Origin of the sequence: Novosphingobium sp. 18050 (genome assembly GCF_902706195.1) — a bacterium.
Taxonomy (GTDB): Bacteria; Pseudomonadota; Alphaproteobacteria; order Sphingomonadales; family Sphingomonadaceae; genus Novosphingobium.
This window is the reverse complement of record NZ_CACSJO010000002.1, coordinates 257752-274726: the sequence shown is the minus strand read 5'-3', so window position 1 is coordinate 274726 and position 16975 is coordinate 257752. Positions and strand designations below refer to the sequence as shown.

The window sequence follows — 16975 nt, the reverse complement described above, 5'->3', positions numbered from 1 at the left end:
TATCCCTTATCGTCTCTCAAGTTTTTCTTGAGCCAGAACTTCCCGTCACCTGCGTCTAGACGCTTAGCGCGAAGGCATCCTTTACCGGGCGGTCAGCCTTCACTTCGCCGAACTTGCGGAAGGTATCGAGGACGACCTGTTGGCGCTCGATGACCTGCAGGTCGATGGGCACGGGAAGCCGGCCGCCTGTACTGGCCATCTCGCGCGCGATCGCGGGCGGCAGGCCGGTTTCCTGCGAGAGCACGCGGGCGAAGTCGTCGACATGCCCGTTCGCCCATTGCAGGGCTTTCGCTTCACGCTTGAGGAAATCGGCGAGCAATGTTCGCTTGTCGCGGATCGCGCCTTCGTAGGCGATGTCGAAGCCATAGCCCTGCGTCAGGCCGCGCCCGTCGACGGCAATACGGTCGCCCTCGGCCAACGCGGTGGCGACATAAGGCTGCCAGGTCGACCAGCCATCCACCGCGCCGGTCTGCATCGCCGCGCGGGAATCGCTGGGGGCCAGGAACACGGTGGTCACGTCCCTGGCGGATAGCCCTGCCGAAAGTATCGCGCGCAGCAGCAGGTAGTGGCCCACACTGCCGCGCGTGGTGGCGATGCGCTTGCCCTTCAGGCCCTTGGCATCGCGGATCGGCGAGACACCGGGGACGACCAGCGCGATGGCGCCGGGCACCCGCGCTTGCGTCGTCTGCGCACCAATGGCCTTGATCGGGCTGCCGGCCTGATAGGCGAACTGGAACGGCGCATCGCCGACCAGTCCAGTGTCCACCGCCCCGCTGCCGATCGCCTCCAGCAGGTTCTGCGCGGCCGGGAATTCGGACCACTCGACCTTGTACGGCGCTCCGTCCAGCGCGCCGGAGGCCTGCATCAACGCCTTGGTGCCGCCCTTCTGGCTGCCCACGCGTAGCACGCCTTCACCGCCGCCGCCCCGGCCGCAAGCGGCCAGGGCAAACGTCGTCGCAATTCCTGCAACCAGGTTACGCCTGTCGATCATATTTCAGAGGTCCGTCCAGAGTGGTTCGTCGGCGATGAGGATGCGGTGCAGTTCGCGCGGGAAATCGCCATAGTTGCGCACTGCGTAATGCACCGCCGCACGGTTATCCCAGAACGCCACGGTGCCCGGGCGCCACGAGAACCGCGCCTGCGCGTCGGGCCGCTTGTACTGGCGCAGCACTTCGTCGAGCAGCTCGGCGCTTTCGGAAAGCTCCAGCCCCAGAATCTGCGGCTGCTGCTGGAAGTTGACCCAGAGGATTTTCTGCCCCGTCTCGCGGTGGGTGCGCACGATCTTATGGCTGACGATCGGGTATTCATGGCCCGAAAGCTCCAGCGAATCCGTGAAGTTATGCGTCACGTACTTACCTTCAAGGCGCTGCTTCAGATCATCGGACAGCGTTTCATAGGCAAGGTTGCCGTCTACCCAGATGGTGTCGCCGCCGACTTCCGGCAGGTTCACATCCCGCAGCACCGCGCCCCATGTCGGGACCAGACGCCAGCTGGTGTCGGTGTGGTAGGCGTCGCCTGCCCTGAGTTTGCGGCCCAGCTTCTTCTCGTACTCGCGGTCGTACTTGGCGGCGATGGCGTGAACTTCCTTGCTCGCCGCATCGTGCCGGGTGGTGGGGTGGGTGTAGAGCGGACCGAAATTGCCGGCGAACGCGGCCTGTGCAGCGTCGTCCAGCGACTGGTCGCGGAAGAACACGACCTTGTATTTGAGCACGGCAGCCCGGATCGCGGTGCGCAGTTCATCGGTCAGCGGCTGCGACAGGTCGATGCCCTCGATCTCGGCGCCGTGGGATGGCTGGACGGGCCGGATCACTAGGCCGGCATTGGCGAAGTCGAAGGTTGCGGCGGAAGTGGCCATTGTCTTGTTCCTCTCTTTTGGATGAGGCGGCAGGCAGAAGGGGGGCTGGCTCGAGCCGACCCCCAGTATGTCATTCCTGCGGTGTCGCTGGGGTCAGTCTATGGCGGTGGCAGTCGGCCGACCAACGCGAAGGACTTATGAAAACGTGAGTTTTCGTGATGGGTTATAGCCATTGCCCCTGCCCATCGCTCAGCTGGCCAGTGCGATCTTGCGTTCTTCACGCTGCACCACCTTTTCGCGCACCAGCGGGATCAGTTCTCGGCCGTAGTCGATCGCATCCGCCAGCGGTTCGAAGCCGCGGATCAGGAAGTGGTCGATACCCAGATCATAATATTCGAGCATCGATTCCGCGACCTGCTCCGGCGTTCCCACAAGGCCGGTAGAGTTGCCCGCCGCGCCGGTAAGCTGGGCCACGCCGGTCCACAAACGGCTGTCGCGGCGCTGCGAGCTTGCGGTTTCGAGCAGGCGCAGCGATCCGGCATTCGGCGGGCGGTGCCCGGAAATGGGCAACCCGGCAGCCTCCCGGTTGGCGCGGACCTGCTCGACGATCGCGTCCGCCTTCTTCCAGGCCGCCTCCTCGGTATCGGCGATGACCGGGCGCAGCGAGAGCGAGAAACCCGGATCGCGGCCATGTTGTGCAGCGGCATGGCGCACGGTGCGCACCGCTTCGCCGACCTGCTCCAGCGTCTCGCCCCACAGCGCGTAGACATCGGCATGGCGGCCCGCGACTTCGATCGCCTCGGGTGAGGAACCGCCGAAGAACACCGGCAGGTTGTCCGGCTTGATCGCGCTGAAGGCGCCGCGCGCTTCATAAAAGCGGCCGGTGTGGTCGAAGGGCTGCTTTTCCGACCATTCGCGGCGCAGGATCTCGATATATTCGTCGCTGCGCAGGTAGCGTTCGGCCTTGAGGGTGTGAACGTCGCCGTCGCGTGCCATTTCCTCATCCGCGCCGCCGGTGATGATGTGCACCGCCACGCGCCCGCCCGAAAGCTGGTCGAGCGTGGCAAGCTGGCGCGCTGCCAGCGTGGGCTGGGTGAAGCCAGGCCGATGCGCGACGAGGAACCCGAGCCGCGAGGTGATCGCCGCCGCATGGGCCGCGACGATCTGGCTTTCGGGCGAGGCGGAACCGAACGGGATCAGCACCCGGTCAAAGCCGCCCTTCTCCTGCGCAATCGCCGCTGCGTCGACATAATCGCGGTCAAGCGCGCGCGAGCGGGTGGCGTTGTGGATTTCGGAGGTATCGTTGAAGCCGATGTAGCCGATGAACTTGACGGTCATTGCCGGGGTACTCCTCTTGAGGATGGATCAGATGACGAAGAAGCCGTGAGTGCCGTCGCGCACGAGTTGGGCGACGAGGCCGTATTCCCAGTCGAGATAGGCCTGCATGGCGGCGGCCGGGTTGTCGGTGCCCTCGTAAGGGCGTTTGTAGCGCCCCTCGGGACCGCGCGGCGACGGGGCGCCGTCGGGGCCGGTTTCGAGTTCGCCCGCGAAGTCGCCTTCAAAAACCAGCACTTCCCAGCCCAGCTGGGCCAGCCAGGATGCGGTCATGTCGGCGCGCGGGCCGAGGTCGTCGGCGAGCACGATGCGGGCGCCGCGCACGGGGGCGAAGTGGTCGGTTTCCTGCACCAGCTGGCCGCCCGGCGCATTGCGGAAGCCCGGCAGGTGACCGGCGGCATAGGCATCCGGCTGGCGCACGTCGAAGCGGTAGAGGGTGCGCCCGGTCTCCGCCTCGATTGCGCCCAGCTCGGCGGCATCGATGCGGCGCACGCCGGCGCGGTAGGCCGCGTCGCGGGCGCGACTGCGGGCGTCATCTGCCTCGCCGGGCAGGTCCACGCTTTCCTGCCGGCCCTGCTCCAGCGTCTGTCCCGCGAGCGTCCAGCCGATGGTGCCGTTACGAAGCGCGAAGACGCGGTTGGGCACGCCCGCGTTGATGAGCGACTGCGCGCCGATGATCGAGCGGGTGCGCCCGGCGCAGTTGACGATAATCGTCGTGTCCGGGTCCGGCGCCGCCACGGCGGCTCGCAGGACCAGTTCCGCGCCCGGTACGCTGCGGCCGGTGGGGATGCTCATTGTCGCGTATTCCTCGAAGCGGCGCGCGTCGAGAATGGCGATGTCGGCCTTCTCGTCGATCAGCGCCTGCAGGTCGGGCGCTGGCAGCGACGGCGTGCCGCGCCGATGCTCGACCAGTTCGCCGAACGCCTTCGAGTAGCTGTTGACGTCCTCGAACAGCTCGTACCCGGCATCGCGCCAGCCCTGCAGGCCGCTTTCCAGCACATCGACATTGGTGAAGCCGAGGCCGCGCAGTTCCTCCACTGCGAAGGCGGCCAGCCCCTCGCTATCGTCGTAGACCACCACGGCCACGTCCTTGCGGGGGATGCGCCACTCGGCCTCGGCGGAGATGCGCGCCAGCGGGATCTGGGCCGCGAACAGCGGGTGTCCGGCGGCGAAGGGCGCCTCGTTGCGCACGTCGATCAGGGCGATTTCGCGGCGGCTGAGCAGCGCGCTGCGCACTTGTGCGGGGGTGATGGTCATGCTGTCCTCGATACGTCCCAGATGTTGGGGAGTGCGGGGTTGGCGTAGCCGGAGACGAAAGGGCGCTCCTCGCCATTGGCCCGGTAGGTGGCGCGTTCGACGGCGCCGATATTGCCGCCGTAGACGTGGATCGAGATCGAGGTCCGGTCGGCAAAGGCGTTCTCGACGCGGTGGATATCGCCCTCACGCGGGTCGATGGCCTCGACCTCGGTTTCGAGCAGGTCGCGCGTCGGGCCTTGCTGGACCAGCGCGCCGTCATGATCGCGGCGGCCGAAACCCTGCACCTTCTCCGCCCCGCGCAGCACGCCCACGAGGCCCCAGACACGGTGATCGTGGATCGGCGTCGCCTGCCCTGGCCCCCAGACGAAGGAGACGACGCTGAAGCGCTCGGCGCTGTCGCAGTGCAAGAGGTACTGCTGGTAACGCTCGGGATGCGGCTGCGCGTATTCTTCCGGCAGCCAGCCGCCATGCGACACCAGCCGCGCGAGCAACGTGGACCCGTATTCGAGGATCAGATCGAGGTCGTCGGTGTCATCCAGCAGGTCCGCGAAGTCGCGCACGAAACGACGCAGCGGAGCGGTGTCCGGCGCAGAGGGCGTTACCCGGTCCGGAGCGAAGCGCGTCGGTGCGTTCACGGGCGCGCTCCCGCATGAAGTGCGACCACGTCTGCCGGGCGCTCCTCCACCACACCGCCCAGCGCGGACAGCAGGCGCTGGCGCAGCGGCGCAGCGATCCCGGCGCGCTCGGCGCCGCGCGCAGCGGTGATGCGCTCCTGCGCGACGATGCGGCCGCCATCGAGCAGGATCACCCGGTCGGCGAGCGCAATGGCCTCGTCGACATCGTGGGTCACCATCATCACCGCCGGGCGGTGACGGCGCCACAGCGAGAGCACCAGTTCGTGCATCCGCAACCGGGTCAGCGCATCCAGTGCGGCGAAAGGTTCGTCGAGGAGCAGCAACTGCGGCTCGCGCACCAGAGCGCGGGCCAGGGCCACGCGCTGCGCCTCGCCGCCAGAAAGCGTCAGCGGCCAGGCTTCGAGCCGGTGGCCGAGGCCCACTTCCTGCAGCGCGTCCTGCGCCGCGTCGCGCGAGTCAGCTCCTTTCAGGCCGAGCGCGACGTTGCGCCAGACCTTCTTCCACGGCAACAGCCGCGCATCTTGGAACACCACCGCGCGCGAAGACGGCACAGTTACGTCCTGCCCCTCGACCGGATCCAGCCCTGCCAGCGTGCGCAGCAGCGTCGTCTTGCCAGAACCCGAACGCCCCAGCAGGACAACGAACTCGCCCGCACCGATCTCAAGGTCGAGGCCGGAAATGATGGTGTTCTCGCCGAAGCGGCGGGTGAAATCGCGCAGGCTGACGACGGCTTCGCCCGGGGGTGGGGGGGCGGCGACGGCGGTGAACTGGGGCACGGTAAACTCGTTCAGTCGGGCGTCCATGGCTGGATCCTTTCCTAAGATTACGGAGTACGGCGCTCAGGCCGGGACAAGTTCCGGGCGCCAGACGAGCGCGCGGCGTTCGATCGCGCGCACCAGTCCGTCGGCGGCGAGGCCAAGCCCGGCGTAGATCATCAGGCACACCAGGATGATGTCCGTGCGCATGAAGTCGCGGGCATTGTTGATGAGGTAGCCCAGCCCGGCGGAGGCATTGATCTGCTCTGCCACGACCAGCACCAGCACCGAGATCGACAGCGAATAGCGCAGTCCCACCAGCAGCGACGGCAGCGCGCCCGGCAGGATCACATGCCAGACCTGCGCCGCGCGGCTCAGTCCCAGGCTGCGCGCGCCTTCCAGCAGGCGCAGATCGACACCGCGAATGCCGCTGTAAAGGTTGAGGTAAACCGGGAAGATCGAGGCGAAGGCGATCAGCGCGATCTTGGGCGTCTCGCCGATCCCGAACCAGACGATGAACAGCGGGGTCAGCGCCAGCGTCGGGATCGTGCGCTTGATCTGCATGATCGGATCCACCGCGACCTCGCCCTGCCGCGACAGCCCTGCGACCAGTGCCAGCACGACGCCCACGCTCACACCGATCACGAGGCCCGCGATGATGCGCAGGGACGAAACCCAGAGATTGTCAGCCAGTTCGCCCGAGACGATCATCGACCAAAGCGTCGCCAGCACCTTGGACGGAGCGGCCAGAGTGCGCTCCGGAATCAGGCCGGCGCGCGACCCCGCCTCCAGCACCGCCAGCAGCACCAGCGGCGAAAGCCAGCGCGCGCCGCCGACAGTGCGGCCCAGCGATTTCGTCAATTGCGTCAACCCAGACATTCGGCGTGCCTCACTATGCGATGACGCAAGCTGGCACCCGAATCTCTACTAATTCAATTGAGAAGGTTTGGACGGCCTATTGGGAACGCTCATACTGAAGGAGGGAAACGCTCATAGGGCGGCAAAACGTGCGGGAAACGGGCTGAGTCCGGGGCCTTCCACACTGGCCCGGAGCGGGAACAGAATTGCTTCTTGCATCACAATCTCTACTATTTTGATTGAGAATATGAAATGCCACATGGCATCACCGCAACCGATCCCGTCGATGCTTCCTCCAATTGAAAGTCAGCCGATGCCCGTCAACCTCCCGACCAATCTCCTGCGCAGCTTCGTGGCGATCGTCGACACCGGCTCGATGCTCCATGCCTCGGAGCAGGTCTTCGTGAGCCAGTCGGCACTGAGCCTGCAAATCAAGCGGCTGGAAGAACTGCTCCAGCAGTCATTGTTCAACCGCGAGGGACGGCGACTGGCGCTGACTGCGCATGGCGACCTGATGCTCGACTATGCGCGCAAGGTGCTGGCGCTGCACGACGAGGCGGTGGCCGCCGTCACCAATGGCCATTTCGCAGGACCGGCGCGGATCGGCATGGTGCAGGATTTCGCGGAACTGCTGCTGACCGGCCTGCTGGCCCAATTCGCCGACCTGCACCCGGAGGCGGAACTCTATTCGCGCGTCGCCGGAACCGCCGAACTGATGGACCTGCTGGAACGGCGCCAGCTCGACATCGTGCTCGGATTTGCCGCCGCCAATGACCGCCATGCCGTGACGGTCGCGCCGATGGCCTGGTTCGGCAAGGAGGATCTCGCTCGCCTTGCAACCGTCCCGCTGGCGGTGCTGGAGCCGCCCTGCCGCTTTCGGGAAGCCGCCATCCGCGCGTTGGAGGACGCGGGCATACCCTATCGCATCACCGTGGAGACACCCAACCTGACGACCCTGCGCGCCGCGGTCGACGCGGGACTGGGGCTGACCTGCCGCACCGGCCTGTTCCTGCGCGACGCACCCCTCGACAATGTGGGCCTGCCGGACCTGCCGCAGGTGTCCTGCATTTTGCACACCGCGCCCGGCCTCGACGGCCCGACCAGCCAGCTGGCCGAACTGGCGCGCGAGGTGGTGGCTGGGCTCCCGGCCTGACGGCGGCTTATTCGATAATCTCAAGCAGCCGCAGCGGCTTCTCGTTGGTCGCCCCAGCCCCCTTGCCATAGCGTTCTCGTCCATGAACCACGGACGAGGCACCCGATGACTGCATCCCTGAACGACCGTTTCGCCGCGCTCCAGACAGAGCGCGAGCGCACCTGGAAACCCGAACTGCTGGAGCGCAATGCCGCGCAGCGCCGCATTCTGGTGGAGCGGCACGATCCCGCCGCCCTGCCCGGCATCGGAGACGAAATCGCACCGTTCACCCTGATCGACCAGGACGGTCATGAACTGACGCGCGACCAGATTCTGGCCGATGGCCCGGCGGTGCTGGTATTCTTCCGCTTCGGCGGCTGCCCGGCCTGCAACATCGCGCTGCCCTACTACAACGAAACGCTGCTTCCGCACTTGCGCGCACGCGGGGTGAGACTGGTGGCGGTAAGTGCGCAGGTGCCGGTCGACCCGCAGCTCATCGCGCGCCATGGCCTCGGCTTCACGGTCGCGGGCGATCCCGGCTATGCGCTGGCGCGTAAGCTGGGCATCACCTTCCTGCCCGAGGAACAGCCCGACGTGACCCCCGGCCAGAGCTGGATCGGCGCGACCCTGGGCACGGACAGTTACGAAATCGACAAGCCCGCCATCCTCGTTTTGGGAGAGGACGCGCGGATCGCGTTCTTCGATGTCAGCCCGGACTGGCTCCAGCGAACGGAAAGCGAGACGATCCTTGCCGCCCTGCCCGCCGCCGTCGCCAGCGCGGCGGGCTGAGCGTCCCGCTGCTCCGCTCGGCCTACAACCCCTCGCCGCCGACCCAGTGTTCGTCGGCGAGGAACCGGGCAAGGCCCCATACCTGACGGCGGATATCCGGCACGGCAACGATCTCCCAGGCCTCCCCCTTGGTGATCGGGCCGACCGCCAGCAGGCGATCCTGCACCGATCCGTCACTGCTCCGCACCCGCCCCAGATGATCGACGTCCACCCCCAGCGCATGGGCATCGCCGCCAATCCTGCCCTGCTCCAGCAGATCGCGCACCAGCGGCAGGTCGACCCGGCTGAGATCGCAGTCCGGTCCGGCGCAGTTATAGATGCGGTCCACCTCCAGCAGGGCGATGTCCTCTTCCCCGCGCGGGCGGTAAGACACCACCGCCCGGCCGCCCAGTTCCCTGGCGCTCCCCAGCTTGCCCGCGACGTAGCGCAGCCGACCGGCCGCCTCGAGTTCCTCCAGCCTCTGCGCCACGGCAGGGGCGAGGCGGTGGCGGTGAATGTCCCAGTAGGGCCGCAAGTGCCGCAGGAAGCTTGCCTGCGCGGTTACGGAATGGCGGCGCCAGATGTTCTGGGTATGCGGCCGCAAGGCATCGACCGCCGCGCGCCACCCCACTTCGCCGGCCCGCCGCCGTATCTCACGCACCAGTTGCGAGCCGCGCTTGTCCGGGTCCTGCACCGGGGTGACCACCGGCCCGCTCTCGGCATGGCTATGCGGGCTGAGGCCGCGCCGGGACAGCACCGTCACCTTGCCCCTGAACCCCGAACTTTCCAGCGACAGCACCACGTCCGCCGCCGTCAGCCCGCTCCCTACGACAAGTACATGATCGAGGCCGTCCAGCCCCGTCACCGCTGGAGCGTCCCACGGATCGGGATAATAGATCCCGGCGGGGAGACCCTGCAGCACCGGATGCGGCACCGGCGGAAAATTGCCCAGCGCCAGCACCACGGACCGGCATTCGAGGACATCGCCATCGGCAAGATGCACTCGGGCGGACTGGGCTTCGAAGTCCACCGAAAGCGCCTCGCCATTGACGATCTGCGCGTTCGGCCCCGCCTTGGCGAGCGCCTGCACCAGCAGTTCTCGCAAATACACGCCGTAAGTCAGGCGCGGAACGAAGCGATTGGCCTCGTCCTTGTCGGAAAACTCCATCCAGCGCAGGAAATGGCCGGCATCATCGGGAAAGGCGCTCATGTTGGCGGCGCGCACGTTGAGCAGATGCTCGGGCCGCCGTGTACCGAAAGCGACGCCCTTGGCCAGTTGCGCCGAACTGCGCTCGATAAGCGCCACCCTCACGCCGTAGCGCAGGAGATTGATGGCTAGGAGAGTCCCGCTGAAACCCCCGCCGACGATAGCGATCGGCAGGTCCTGTGCGGCATTGCGGCTGGTCATGAAGGAGAAATTCCCGTGAAACTGAGGCTCTGGTTAGCAGCTAACGCAAAGCACAACCTATTGGTTGTGCTCAAGTCAGGCCGCTTTTCGCCACAAAGGATAGCGCACCAGCCGGTCGCGGGCAGGCACCAGCGCCTCGATCGCTTCCGCCGGTTGCAGGGCGGAGAGGATCGCCGGGTCGGCCGCGTCCATGCCGCCGGTCAATGCGCCGAAAGCCGGGAGGATCAGGCGGTTGCCGCTGTTCACCGCGCAAGGCCGCGCGATACGACGTCCGCGTGCATGCACCACAAGCCGGGGATGGAAGTGCCCAGAAATCTCGCCCCCGCACGTCCCCGGCAGCGCCTGATGGCGCAGCGCGACGCCGCCGAGCATGAGTTCCTCCATCCTCGTGCCTCCTGCCTCGGCGCCCAGATGCGGATCGTGGTTGCCGGTGATCCACACCCAGTCGAGCGCGCGGGTCAATGCTGCGAGCATCCCTGCCGCGTGCGGCTCCAGCCGCTCGGGCCCGGCGCTGTCATGAAAATTATCGCCCAGCGCGAAGACCCGCCGTGCCCCCGTCAGCCGCACGGCCAGCGCAAGGCGCTCCAGCGTCTCGCGGCTGTCGTAGGGCGGCAGCATCTGTCCCGTCCGGGCGAAGAAGCTGGCCTTTTCCAGATGCAGGTCGGCGACCAGCAGCGCTTGTTCGCGCGGCCAGTAGAGCGCACTTGCCCGGCCGGCACCATTGGGGGCAGCGCCGGGAATGCCGCAGTCGACGAGGCGCATTTCCTGACCGCAGAACGAAAAGGGAACCATGGCTTTCCCTTGCCGCAGCCGCCGCGATTTGGCAAGCGCAGCGCAAGCAAAGGGCAAGCCCCTGCCATGAGGACCTCGGATGACTGACTGGACCCCCTTCACAGCGCGCGCCAGCGACTGGTTCCAATCCCTGCGCGATGCGATCTGCGCGGAATTCGAGGCGATCGAGCGCGAGGCGGGCTCCGATGCATCATTCGAATATACCCCGTGGCAGCGCGCCGCGCTCGAGGGGGAGGACTCGGAAACCGGCGGCGGCACGCGCGGGCTGATGAAGGGCCGCGTGTTCGAGAAAGTGGGCGTCAACATCTCCGCCGTCTCGGGCGGGCTGGCGAAGGACTTCGCTGCCACCATCAACGGCGCTTCGGCCGAACAGAACGCCTTTTCCGCAACCGGCATCAGCCTTGTCGCGCACATGGCCAACCCGCACGCGCCCGCCGTGCATATGAACACCCGGTTCCTGACCACCACCAAGGCATGGTTCGGCGGCGGCGCCGATCTCAACCCGCCGCTGCCCTACGACGAGGACACCGCCGACTTCCACGCCGCCTTCAAGGCCGCCTGCGACGCCCACGGCGAAGGCTATTACGATCGCTACAAGGCCTGGGCGGACGAGTATTTCTACATCCCCCACCGCAAGGTCCACCGCGGCGTCGGCGGCATCTTCTACGACCACCTCGAATGCGCCGACGAAGCCGCGTGGGACGCCAACTTCGCCTTCACCCGCGCGGTGGGCGAGGCGTTCCTGGCCGTGTTCCCCAAGCTGGTGCGCCGCCGCATGGGGATGGAATTCACGCCTGCCGACAAGGCCCAGCAGCTTGAATGGCGCGGACGCTATGCGGAATTCAACCTCGTCTACGACCGGGGCACGCTGTTCGGGCTGAAGACCGGCGGCAACATCGACGCCATTCTCATGAGCCTGCCGCCCGAGGCCACCTGGAGCTGATACCCCCTTCACCGGCCCGGTTGCCCCCGCCCGGACCCGCCGTTACGCTCGCCCCATGACAGCCCCGCGCCATCTCGACCGCCGCTCGCTTGCCCTTGCGGCGCTCTCGACCGTGGTGGAGTGGTACGACTTCACGCTGTTCCTCTACCTCGCCACCGTACTCTCGCGCGTGTTCTTCGAAGGGCACGGCGGCGTGCTGGCGACATTGGCAGGCTTCGCGGTCGCCTATCTCATGCGGCCGGTGGGCGCGATGGTCTTCGGTCATTTCGGCGACCGGCACGGACGCCGCGCGACGCTGCTGGCTTCGATGGCGCTGATGACGGTGGCCATGCTGCTCACCGCGATGCTGCCCACCGCCGCGCAGATCGGGCCTCTTGCGGGGATATTACTGCTGGCCCTGCGCTGCGTGATGGGCTTCGCGGTGGGGGGAGAATACACCGGCGTCGTCGCTTACCTGCTCGAAGGTGCGCCGGTGCGCAGGCGCGGGCTGGTGACTTCGCTGGCGGCAGCGACCAGCGAGGTCGGCGCGCTGCTGGCGGCGGGAATTGCGGCGCTGACCGTCACGCTGCTGCCCGCTCCTGCGCTGGACAGCTGGGGCTGGCGTATTCCTTTCCTGTTCGGCGCGGCGCTGGCCGCGACCATCCTCTTCGCCCGCGCAGCCATGCACGAATCGCCGGAATTCGAGGCCAGCCGCGATGCCGGGACGCTTGCCGAGCGTCCGCTGGGCAACGCCCTGTCGAAGTACCGGGCGGGGATATTGCGCGGCTTCGCGATCTCGGCGCTGGGATCGATCACTTATTACGTCGGCATCACCTATGTGCCGGTCTACCTGACATCGGCCGGCAGTTTGAATGAGGCGCAGGCGCTGCAACTGGCCACCGTGGCTGCGCTGGCGGTGATCGTGGTGACGCCCTTCGTCGGCGTCGCCTCCGACCTCTGGGGCCGTCGCCCGGTGCTGATCCTGCTGGCGGTCCTTTGCGCGGGCCTGCCCTATACACTGTTCCGCCTGCTGGCGGGCGCCTCCTCCGGCGAGGCGCTGCTGGGCGCGGTGGTGCTGGCGATGCTGGCGGGCGGAGTCAGCGCGGTTGGCGCAGTGGCGACGGCCGAGCAGATGCCCGCCGAGGGCCGCCTCAGCGGCCTCGCACTGGGCGCCACTACTGCAACCGCGCTGTTCGGCGGCTTGACGCCGTGGCTGGCGCAGGTGCTGACCGAACGCACCGGCTCGCCCGCAGCGCCGGGGGTGATGATCGCCGCGGTGGCGCTGGGCGTGCTGCCGGTACTGCTGACCATGCGAGAGACCCGGCCCGGCAAGGATCAGAGGTAGTGCGCCAGCCTTGATCCCGGCGCGGGTGATGGAACCGGGCGCTAACTTGCCCGGCTTTTCATCAGTGGCTGGATGCGGGTGCCGAAATTCTCCACCCCTTCCACGAAATCGTCGAAGGTCAGCAGCACCCCGCCGGTGCCGGGCACCTCGGCCATCTCGTCGAGCATCTTTGCCACCGTCTCGTAGCTGCCCACAAGCGTGCCCATGTTGATGTTCACCGCGCCTTCGGGAGCGGCAAGCTGGCGCACATTGGTGTCGGTGTTGACGGTGTCCTTAGCGCCCTGATCGGCCAGCCACGAGATCGCGTCGATATCGACCCCGTCGTTGTAGAGCTGCCACTTCGCCTGCGCCTCGGCATCGGTTTCGGCGGCGATGATCATGACGAGGACAAAGACCTGCACGTCGCGCCCGGTTTCGGCGGTGAACTTCGCCAGCCGCACGTTGTTCGAGGCGAAGGCGGTGGGCGTGTTGACGCCCTTGCCCAGGCAGAAGGCATAGTCCGCCCACTTGGCCGAAAAAGCCAGGCCCGCGTCGGAAGACCCCGCGCAGATGATCTTCATGTCACCCTGAGGCACCGGACGCACAAGGCAGTCGTCCATCTGGTAATGCTCGCCCTTGAAGTCGGAGCGGCCGGTTTCCCATAGTTCGCGCAGGATGTGGGCATACTCATCCAGCACCTGATAGCGATTGCGGAAATGCTCCTCGCCCGGCCAGAGACCCATCTGGGTGTACTCGGGTGGCTGCCAGCCGGTGATGAGGTTCAACCCGAAACGGCCGTGACTGATGCTGTCGATCGTGTTGCACATGCGCGCTGCGAAGGCAGGCGGGATGATCAGCGTGGGGCAGGTGGCGTAGATCTTGATCTTCTCGGTCACGGCGGCAAGGCCGGACATCAGGGTGAAGCTCTCTAGCCCATACTCCCAGAACTCGGACTTGCCGCCGAAGCCGCGCAGCTTGATCATCGAGAGCAGGAAATCGAGGCCGTGCTTCTCGGCGCGCAGGGCGATCTCCTTGTTGAGATCGAAGCTGGGCATGTACTGCGGCGAGGTCGTGCTGATCAGCCAGCCGTTGTTGTTGATGGGCACGAAAACGCCGACTTGCATGGATTAACTCCCGAGGAAACCGAGAACGAGGCGATTGAAACCGGCCGGATCGGTGACGTTGCAGGCATGGCCGCCCCATCCGAAAGTGGCGACATCGGCGCCGGGAATCGGTTCCGCCAGATCGAGCGAGGCGGCGTGCGGCACCAGGAAATCATCGCGCGTGGCGATGACCAGAACATCCCGCAGCTTTGCCAGACGCTCGGCCGAGGGGGCATAGGTGCGCACGGCGGCAATGCGCTTTTCCATCGTTTCCGCGCCGGGGAAGCTGGTCAGGTGGTGGGCGAATTCGGCCTCAAGCTCGGCGTCGTGGCTGACGATCCAGTCGGGCGGAAACAGGAACAGCGGCTGGGCGCGCAGAAAGGCTTCCACCCCTGCCCCGCGCAGGATCGCCAGCCGCGCCTCGAAGCAGCGGCGGGTATGCGGGCTGAGGGTGCGCCAGCCGTTGATCACCACCAGCCTGACGATCCGGTCGGACCGCAGCGCCGTCTCGATGCCGATCATGCCGCCCAATGCGTGGCCGACGAAATGCGCGCGTTCGATGCCCAGCGCGTCCATCAGCGCGGTCACGTCCTGCGCCATCGCCTCGATCGAGGTGGTTTCCGGCAAGGCACGGTCGCTGCGCCCGGTGCCGCGCTGGTCGTAAGTGAGGACGCGGTACTTTTCCGAAAGCGCGGCGAGGTTGGGCGCCCAGTATCCGCCGGCACCGCCAAGGCCGCTCGACAGGATCAGCGTGGGCGCGTCGCCGGGACCGTGGAATTCATGGTGGAGGCCGGTTCCGCTGTCCGTCATGCGAAGGGCTGCGAATTGTGCCGGGGCTTCGACAGGCTCAGCCTGAGCGGGGTTTGGAAAGATGTGCCCTCAACCCCGCTCGGGCTGAGCCTGTCGAAGCCCCGCCGGCAGGCCGCAGCCGCCTCAGCCAAGGTGTGCCACCGAGGCGATCTCGACCAGGCAGTCCGGCTTCACCAGATCGCATTTGATGCAGTAGCGCGCCGGTTTGTCGCCCGGGAAGTATTCGGCATAGACCGCGTTGAAGGCGGCGTAGTCGGCCATGTCCTTGAGGAAGATGTGGTTCATCGCCACGTCCGCCATGGTGCCGCCGGCGGCCTCCACAGTGATGCGAATGGCCTCCAGCACATGGCGCGTTTGCGCAGCCGCATCGCCGATGTGGAGCACCGTGCCCCCATCGCCCAGCGCCAGCATGCCCGAGACGTAGAGCGTGCCGCCCGCCTTGGCCCCGGCCGAATACGGCGCGATCGGGGCGGGGAACTGCGGCGGGTTGATGGCTTCGAAGGGCAACGGGTTACTCCTTTGGCGGAAGCTGGCTCACGGCGGTCTGGAAATCGGCGACAGTGCTGACCCAGCCGAAGAATTTCTCGACGTTGTAGACAGTGGCCTGCATGATGAAGTTCGGCCCCAGATGATGGGTCGCGTCTTCCAGCAGCACGCCGAAATATTCGAGGTGGAAGCCGTCACGCAGGGTCGATTCGACGCAGACGTTGGTGGCGATGCCGGTGAACACCAGCGTGCGGATGCCCCGCGCGCGCAGCACCGCATCGAGCTGCGAGTTGAAGAACGCCGAATAGCGCGGCTTGTGAACGCGCAAGTCGCCTTCCTTCGGCGTCAGCGCATCGACAAGTTCATAGTCCCACCCGCCGCGGGCAAGGAACCTGCCAGCCAGTTCGGGTCGTTTGCGCATCGTCTTGAGCGCGTTGGACTTGTGCCAGTTGGGCGACATCGGCGTGCCCGCCTCGACATAGTCCGGGTCCCAGCCGTTCTGCAGGAACACCACGGTCATGCCCGCCGCCCGCGCGGTATCGAGCACGGCGCCGACGCGGCCGATCACGGCAGCGGCGGGGCCGACATCGAAGCCGGCCTCGTCCACGTAGCCGCCTTTGGTCGCATAGGCGTTCTGCATGTCGACGACGATGACGGCGGTAGTGGCGGGATCGAGCCGGATCGCTTCGGGCCGTGCGGAAAGAACCGCAGAGGGGCCGGAGGCGGCGGGGGTGGGGTCGACGATGGTATCGCTCACCCGGACACTATTGTGCAGGCGCGAATGGGGGTCAACCCGCCTTGAAGACGCTGGACTTTCAGCAGGGACGCAGCCCTGACGAAGTGCGTTCCCGGTGTGGGCGCACACCCAGCAGGCGCTCCAGCGCGGCTGCGAAACCGGCGTTGCGCCGCCGGTTGGTAGACTGCACGAGGCCGACATCCAGTCCGCCGAGCAGTTGGACACCGAATTCCCCGTCACCCACCCAGCGTACTTCCGCCTTGAGGTCCACCTGACCGGGCAGCGCCACGCGCAGGGTCTCGCCGCAGGTCGGCTGCATAGTGCGCGAGGCAATGCACATGCCGCCGGGCGACACGTTGCGCACGATCACATCCTGCCCGGACCGCCCCTCGCCACCTATCACGGCGCGGATCAGGGTGCGCACGCGCGGGGAACGGTGGGGCCGCTCGCCCTGTCCTTCCACATCGCCTTCAGCCGCAACGACACGCGGGGTGCGCAGTGCGGCAGTCTTCAGCCATTCGGCGTCCGTGCCGGTTGATGACCCATCGGCGCCTGCTTTATCGAGATCTGCCATGTCGTTCGTGCGCCTTTTCGAATTCGCCTCCCGGGTTGAACCAGGTGTGGTCGATCGGTTCGGACCGGAGGCGCATCGGCGGGGGGAAAGCGTGGCGGCTCCGGTCCGACATCATTTTGCCTCCCGGTCGCTTTTTGGATGGTTAACAAATCGCTTCGGTATTTTAACTATGAAATCGATTGAATTTCCTGCTTATGGGAACCCGCCCGGGGCCAAAACCGCAGAAGCCCGCCCTGCGCTTTTCCGTTGCAAAGATTGCAACAGGGCCCTTCCCCCTTGTCGCGC

General features: G+C 66.7%; 18 protein-coding genes. 4 read left to right on the top strand and 14 right to left on the bottom strand.

What is annotated here, in order from left to right; translation table 11 throughout:
- Positions 1-55 precede the first annotated feature (55 nt).
- The 7 genes from GVL61_RS03830 to GVL61_RS03800 all read right to left on the bottom strand — a co-directional run bounded on the left by GVL61_RS03830 (position 56) and on the right by GVL61_RS03800 (position 6656).
- Positions 56-991, bottom strand: a complete 936-nt coding sequence (locus GVL61_RS03830) for an ABC transporter substrate-binding protein (RefSeq protein WP_159977148.1) — start codon at positions 989-991, stop codon at positions 56-58.
- 3 nt (positions 992-994) lie between these two features.
- Positions 995-1855, bottom strand: a complete 861-nt coding sequence (locus tag GVL61_RS03825) for a TauD/TfdA family dioxygenase (protein WP_159977146.1) — start codon at positions 1853-1855, stop codon at positions 995-997.
- A 189-nt stretch (positions 1856-2044) separates the two neighbouring features.
- A complete protein-coding gene (locus tag GVL61_RS03820) occupies positions 2045-3133 on the bottom strand; it encodes an LLM class flavin-dependent oxidoreductase (RefSeq protein ID WP_159977144.1) in 1089 nt (362 codons plus the stop codon).
- A gap of 27 nt (positions 3134-3160) precedes the next feature.
- Positions 3161-4387, bottom strand: a complete 1227-nt coding sequence (locus GVL61_RS03815) for a rhodanese-like domain-containing protein (RefSeq protein ID WP_159977142.1) — start codon at positions 4385-4387, stop codon at positions 3161-3163.
- Positions 4384-5022, bottom strand: coding sequence for a cysteine dioxygenase (locus GVL61_RS03810; RefSeq protein WP_235037519.1), 639 nt, complete (start codon positions 5020-5022; stop codon positions 4384-4386). The genes GVL61_RS03815 and GVL61_RS03810 overlap by 4 nt, the downstream gene beginning before the upstream one ends.
- Positions 5019-5825, bottom strand: a complete 807-nt coding sequence (locus tag GVL61_RS03805) for an ABC transporter ATP-binding protein (protein WP_159977140.1) — start codon at positions 5823-5825, stop codon at positions 5019-5021. The genes GVL61_RS03810 and GVL61_RS03805 overlap by 4 nt, the downstream gene beginning before the upstream one ends.
- 36 nt (positions 5826-5861) lie before the next feature.
- Complete coding sequence (locus tag GVL61_RS03800) at positions 5862-6656, bottom strand: ABC transporter permease (protein ID WP_159977138.1); 795 nt, start codon at positions 6654-6656, stop codon at positions 5862-5864.
- A 292-nt stretch (positions 6657-6948) separates the two neighbouring features.
- Between GVL61_RS03800 and GVL61_RS03795 the strand changes: the two genes are divergently transcribed.
- Together GVL61_RS03795 and GVL61_RS03790 are read left to right on the top strand one after the other, a co-directional pair.
- Complete coding sequence (locus GVL61_RS03795) at positions 6949-7788, top strand: LysR substrate-binding domain-containing protein (RefSeq protein ID WP_159977136.1); 840 nt, start codon at positions 6949-6951, stop codon at positions 7786-7788.
- A gap of 105 nt (positions 7789-7893) precedes the next feature.
- Positions 7894-8556 carry a peroxiredoxin-like family protein gene (locus GVL61_RS03790; RefSeq protein ID WP_159977134.1) on the top strand — a complete coding sequence of 221 codons (663 nt, stop codon included), beginning with the start codon at positions 7894-7896 and terminating at the stop codon, positions 8554-8556.
- Positions 8557-8578: 22 nt separating this feature from the next.
- Here GVL61_RS03790 and GVL61_RS03785 read toward each other — a convergent pair whose 3' ends face one another.
- Entirely contained in the window at positions 8579-9943 is a 1365-nt protein-coding gene (locus tag GVL61_RS03785) for an FAD/NAD(P)-binding protein (RefSeq protein ID WP_159977132.1), read from the bottom strand.
- A 75-nt stretch (positions 9944-10018) separates the two neighbouring features.
- A complete protein-coding gene (gene pdeM / locus GVL61_RS03780; protein ID WP_159977130.1) occupies positions 10019-10735 on the bottom strand; it encodes a ligase-associated DNA damage response endonuclease PdeM in 717 nt (238 codons plus the stop codon).
- 79 nt (positions 10736-10814) lie between these two features.
- On the opposite strand from pdeM, the gene hemF reads away from it, so the two are divergent.
- Both hemF and GVL61_RS03770 read left to right on the top strand, forming a co-directional pair.
- On the top strand, positions 10815-11678 hold the full coding sequence (hemF, locus tag GVL61_RS03775) for an oxygen-dependent coproporphyrinogen oxidase (protein WP_159977128.1): 864 nt from the start codon (positions 10815-10817) through the stop codon (positions 11676-11678).
- Positions 11679-11733: 55 nt separating this feature from the next.
- Positions 11734-13002 carry an MFS transporter gene (locus GVL61_RS03770; RefSeq protein ID WP_159977126.1) on the top strand — a complete coding sequence of 423 codons (1269 nt, stop codon included), beginning with the start codon at positions 11734-11736 and terminating at the stop codon, positions 13000-13002.
- Positions 13003-13043: 41 nt separating this feature from the next.
- On the opposite strand, the gene rutA is transcribed toward GVL61_RS03770, so the two are convergent.
- From rutA to GVL61_RS03745, 5 genes are all read right to left on the bottom strand, one after another.
- Complete coding sequence (gene rutA, locus GVL61_RS03765; RefSeq protein ID WP_159977124.1) at positions 13044-14105, bottom strand: pyrimidine utilization protein A; 1062 nt, start codon at positions 14103-14105, stop codon at positions 13044-13046.
- A gap of 3 nt (positions 14106-14108) precedes the next feature.
- On the bottom strand, positions 14109-14894 hold the full coding sequence (rutD, locus tag GVL61_RS03760; RefSeq protein ID WP_159977122.1) for a pyrimidine utilization protein D: 786 nt from the start codon (positions 14892-14894) through the stop codon (positions 14109-14111).
- A gap of 123 nt (positions 14895-15017) precedes the next feature.
- Positions 15018-15401 carry a pyrimidine utilization protein C gene (gene rutC / locus GVL61_RS03755; protein WP_159977120.1) on the bottom strand — a complete coding sequence of 128 codons (384 nt, stop codon included), beginning with the start codon at positions 15399-15401 and terminating at the stop codon, positions 15018-15020.
- 4 nt (positions 15402-15405) lie between these two features.
- Positions 15406-16137: a pyrimidine utilization protein B gene (rutB, locus tag GVL61_RS03750; protein ID WP_159977118.1), complete on the bottom strand. Its 732-nt coding sequence runs from the start codon at positions 16135-16137 to the stop codon at positions 15406-15408.
- Between the two features lie 58 nt (positions 16138-16195).
- Complete coding sequence (locus GVL61_RS03745) at positions 16196-16690, bottom strand: PilZ domain-containing protein (protein WP_159977116.1); 495 nt, start codon at positions 16688-16690, stop codon at positions 16196-16198.
- Between the last annotated feature and the right edge of the window lie 285 nt (positions 16691-16975).

Excerpts from the sequence above, each read along its gene's own strand:
- rutA (WP_159977124.1), bottom strand. The coding sequence starts at position 14,105 with ATGCAAGTCGGCGTTTTCGTGCCCATCAACAACAACGGCTGGCTGATC.
- GVL61_RS03800 (WP_159977138.1), bottom strand. The coding sequence starts at position 6,656 with ATGTCTGGGTTGACGCAATTGACGAAATCGCTGGGCCGCACTGTCGGC.
- pdeM (WP_159977130.1), bottom strand. The coding sequence starts at position 10,735 with ATGGTTCCCTTTTCGTTCTGCGGTCAGGAAATGCGCCTCGTCGACTGC.
- GVL61_RS03830 (WP_159977148.1), bottom strand. The coding sequence starts at position 991 with ATGATCGACAGGCGTAACCTGGTTGCAGGAATTGCGACGACGTTTGCC.
- GVL61_RS03790 (WP_159977134.1), top strand. The coding sequence starts at position 7,894 with ATGACTGCATCCCTGAACGACCGTTTCGCCGCGCTCCAGACAGAGCGC.
- GVL61_RS03785 (WP_159977132.1), bottom strand. The coding sequence starts at position 9,943 with ATGACCAGCCGCAATGCCGCACAGGACCTGCCGATCGCTATCGTCGGC.
- GVL61_RS03745 (WP_159977116.1), bottom strand. The coding sequence starts at position 16,690 with ATGGCAGATCTCGATAAAGCAGGCGCCGATGGGTCATCAACCGGCACG.
- hemF (WP_159977128.1), top strand. The coding sequence starts at position 10,815 with ATGACTGACTGGACCCCCTTCACAGCGCGCGCCAGCGACTGGTTCCAA.
- GVL61_RS03805 (WP_159977140.1), bottom strand. The coding sequence starts at position 5,825 with ATGGACGCCCGACTGAACGAGTTTACCGTGCCCCAGTTCACCGCCGTC.
- GVL61_RS03825 (WP_159977146.1), bottom strand. The coding sequence starts at position 1,855 with ATGGCCACTTCCGCCGCAACCTTCGACTTCGCCAATGCCGGCCTAGTG.
- GVL61_RS03795 (WP_159977136.1), top strand. The coding sequence starts at position 6,949 with ATGCCCGTCAACCTCCCGACCAATCTCCTGCGCAGCTTCGTGGCGATC.
- GVL61_RS03820 (WP_159977144.1), bottom strand. The coding sequence starts at position 3,133 with ATGACCGTCAAGTTCATCGGCTACATCGGCTTCAACGATACCTCCGAA.
- GVL61_RS03770 (WP_159977126.1), top strand. The coding sequence starts at position 11,734 with ATGACAGCCCCGCGCCATCTCGACCGCCGCTCGCTTGCCCTTGCGGCG.
- rutD (WP_159977122.1), bottom strand. The coding sequence starts at position 14,894 with ATGACGGACAGCGGAACCGGCCTCCACCATGAATTCCACGGTCCCGGC.
- GVL61_RS03815 (WP_159977142.1), bottom strand. The coding sequence starts at position 4,387 with ATGACCATCACCCCCGCACAAGTGCGCAGCGCGCTGCTCAGCCGCCGC.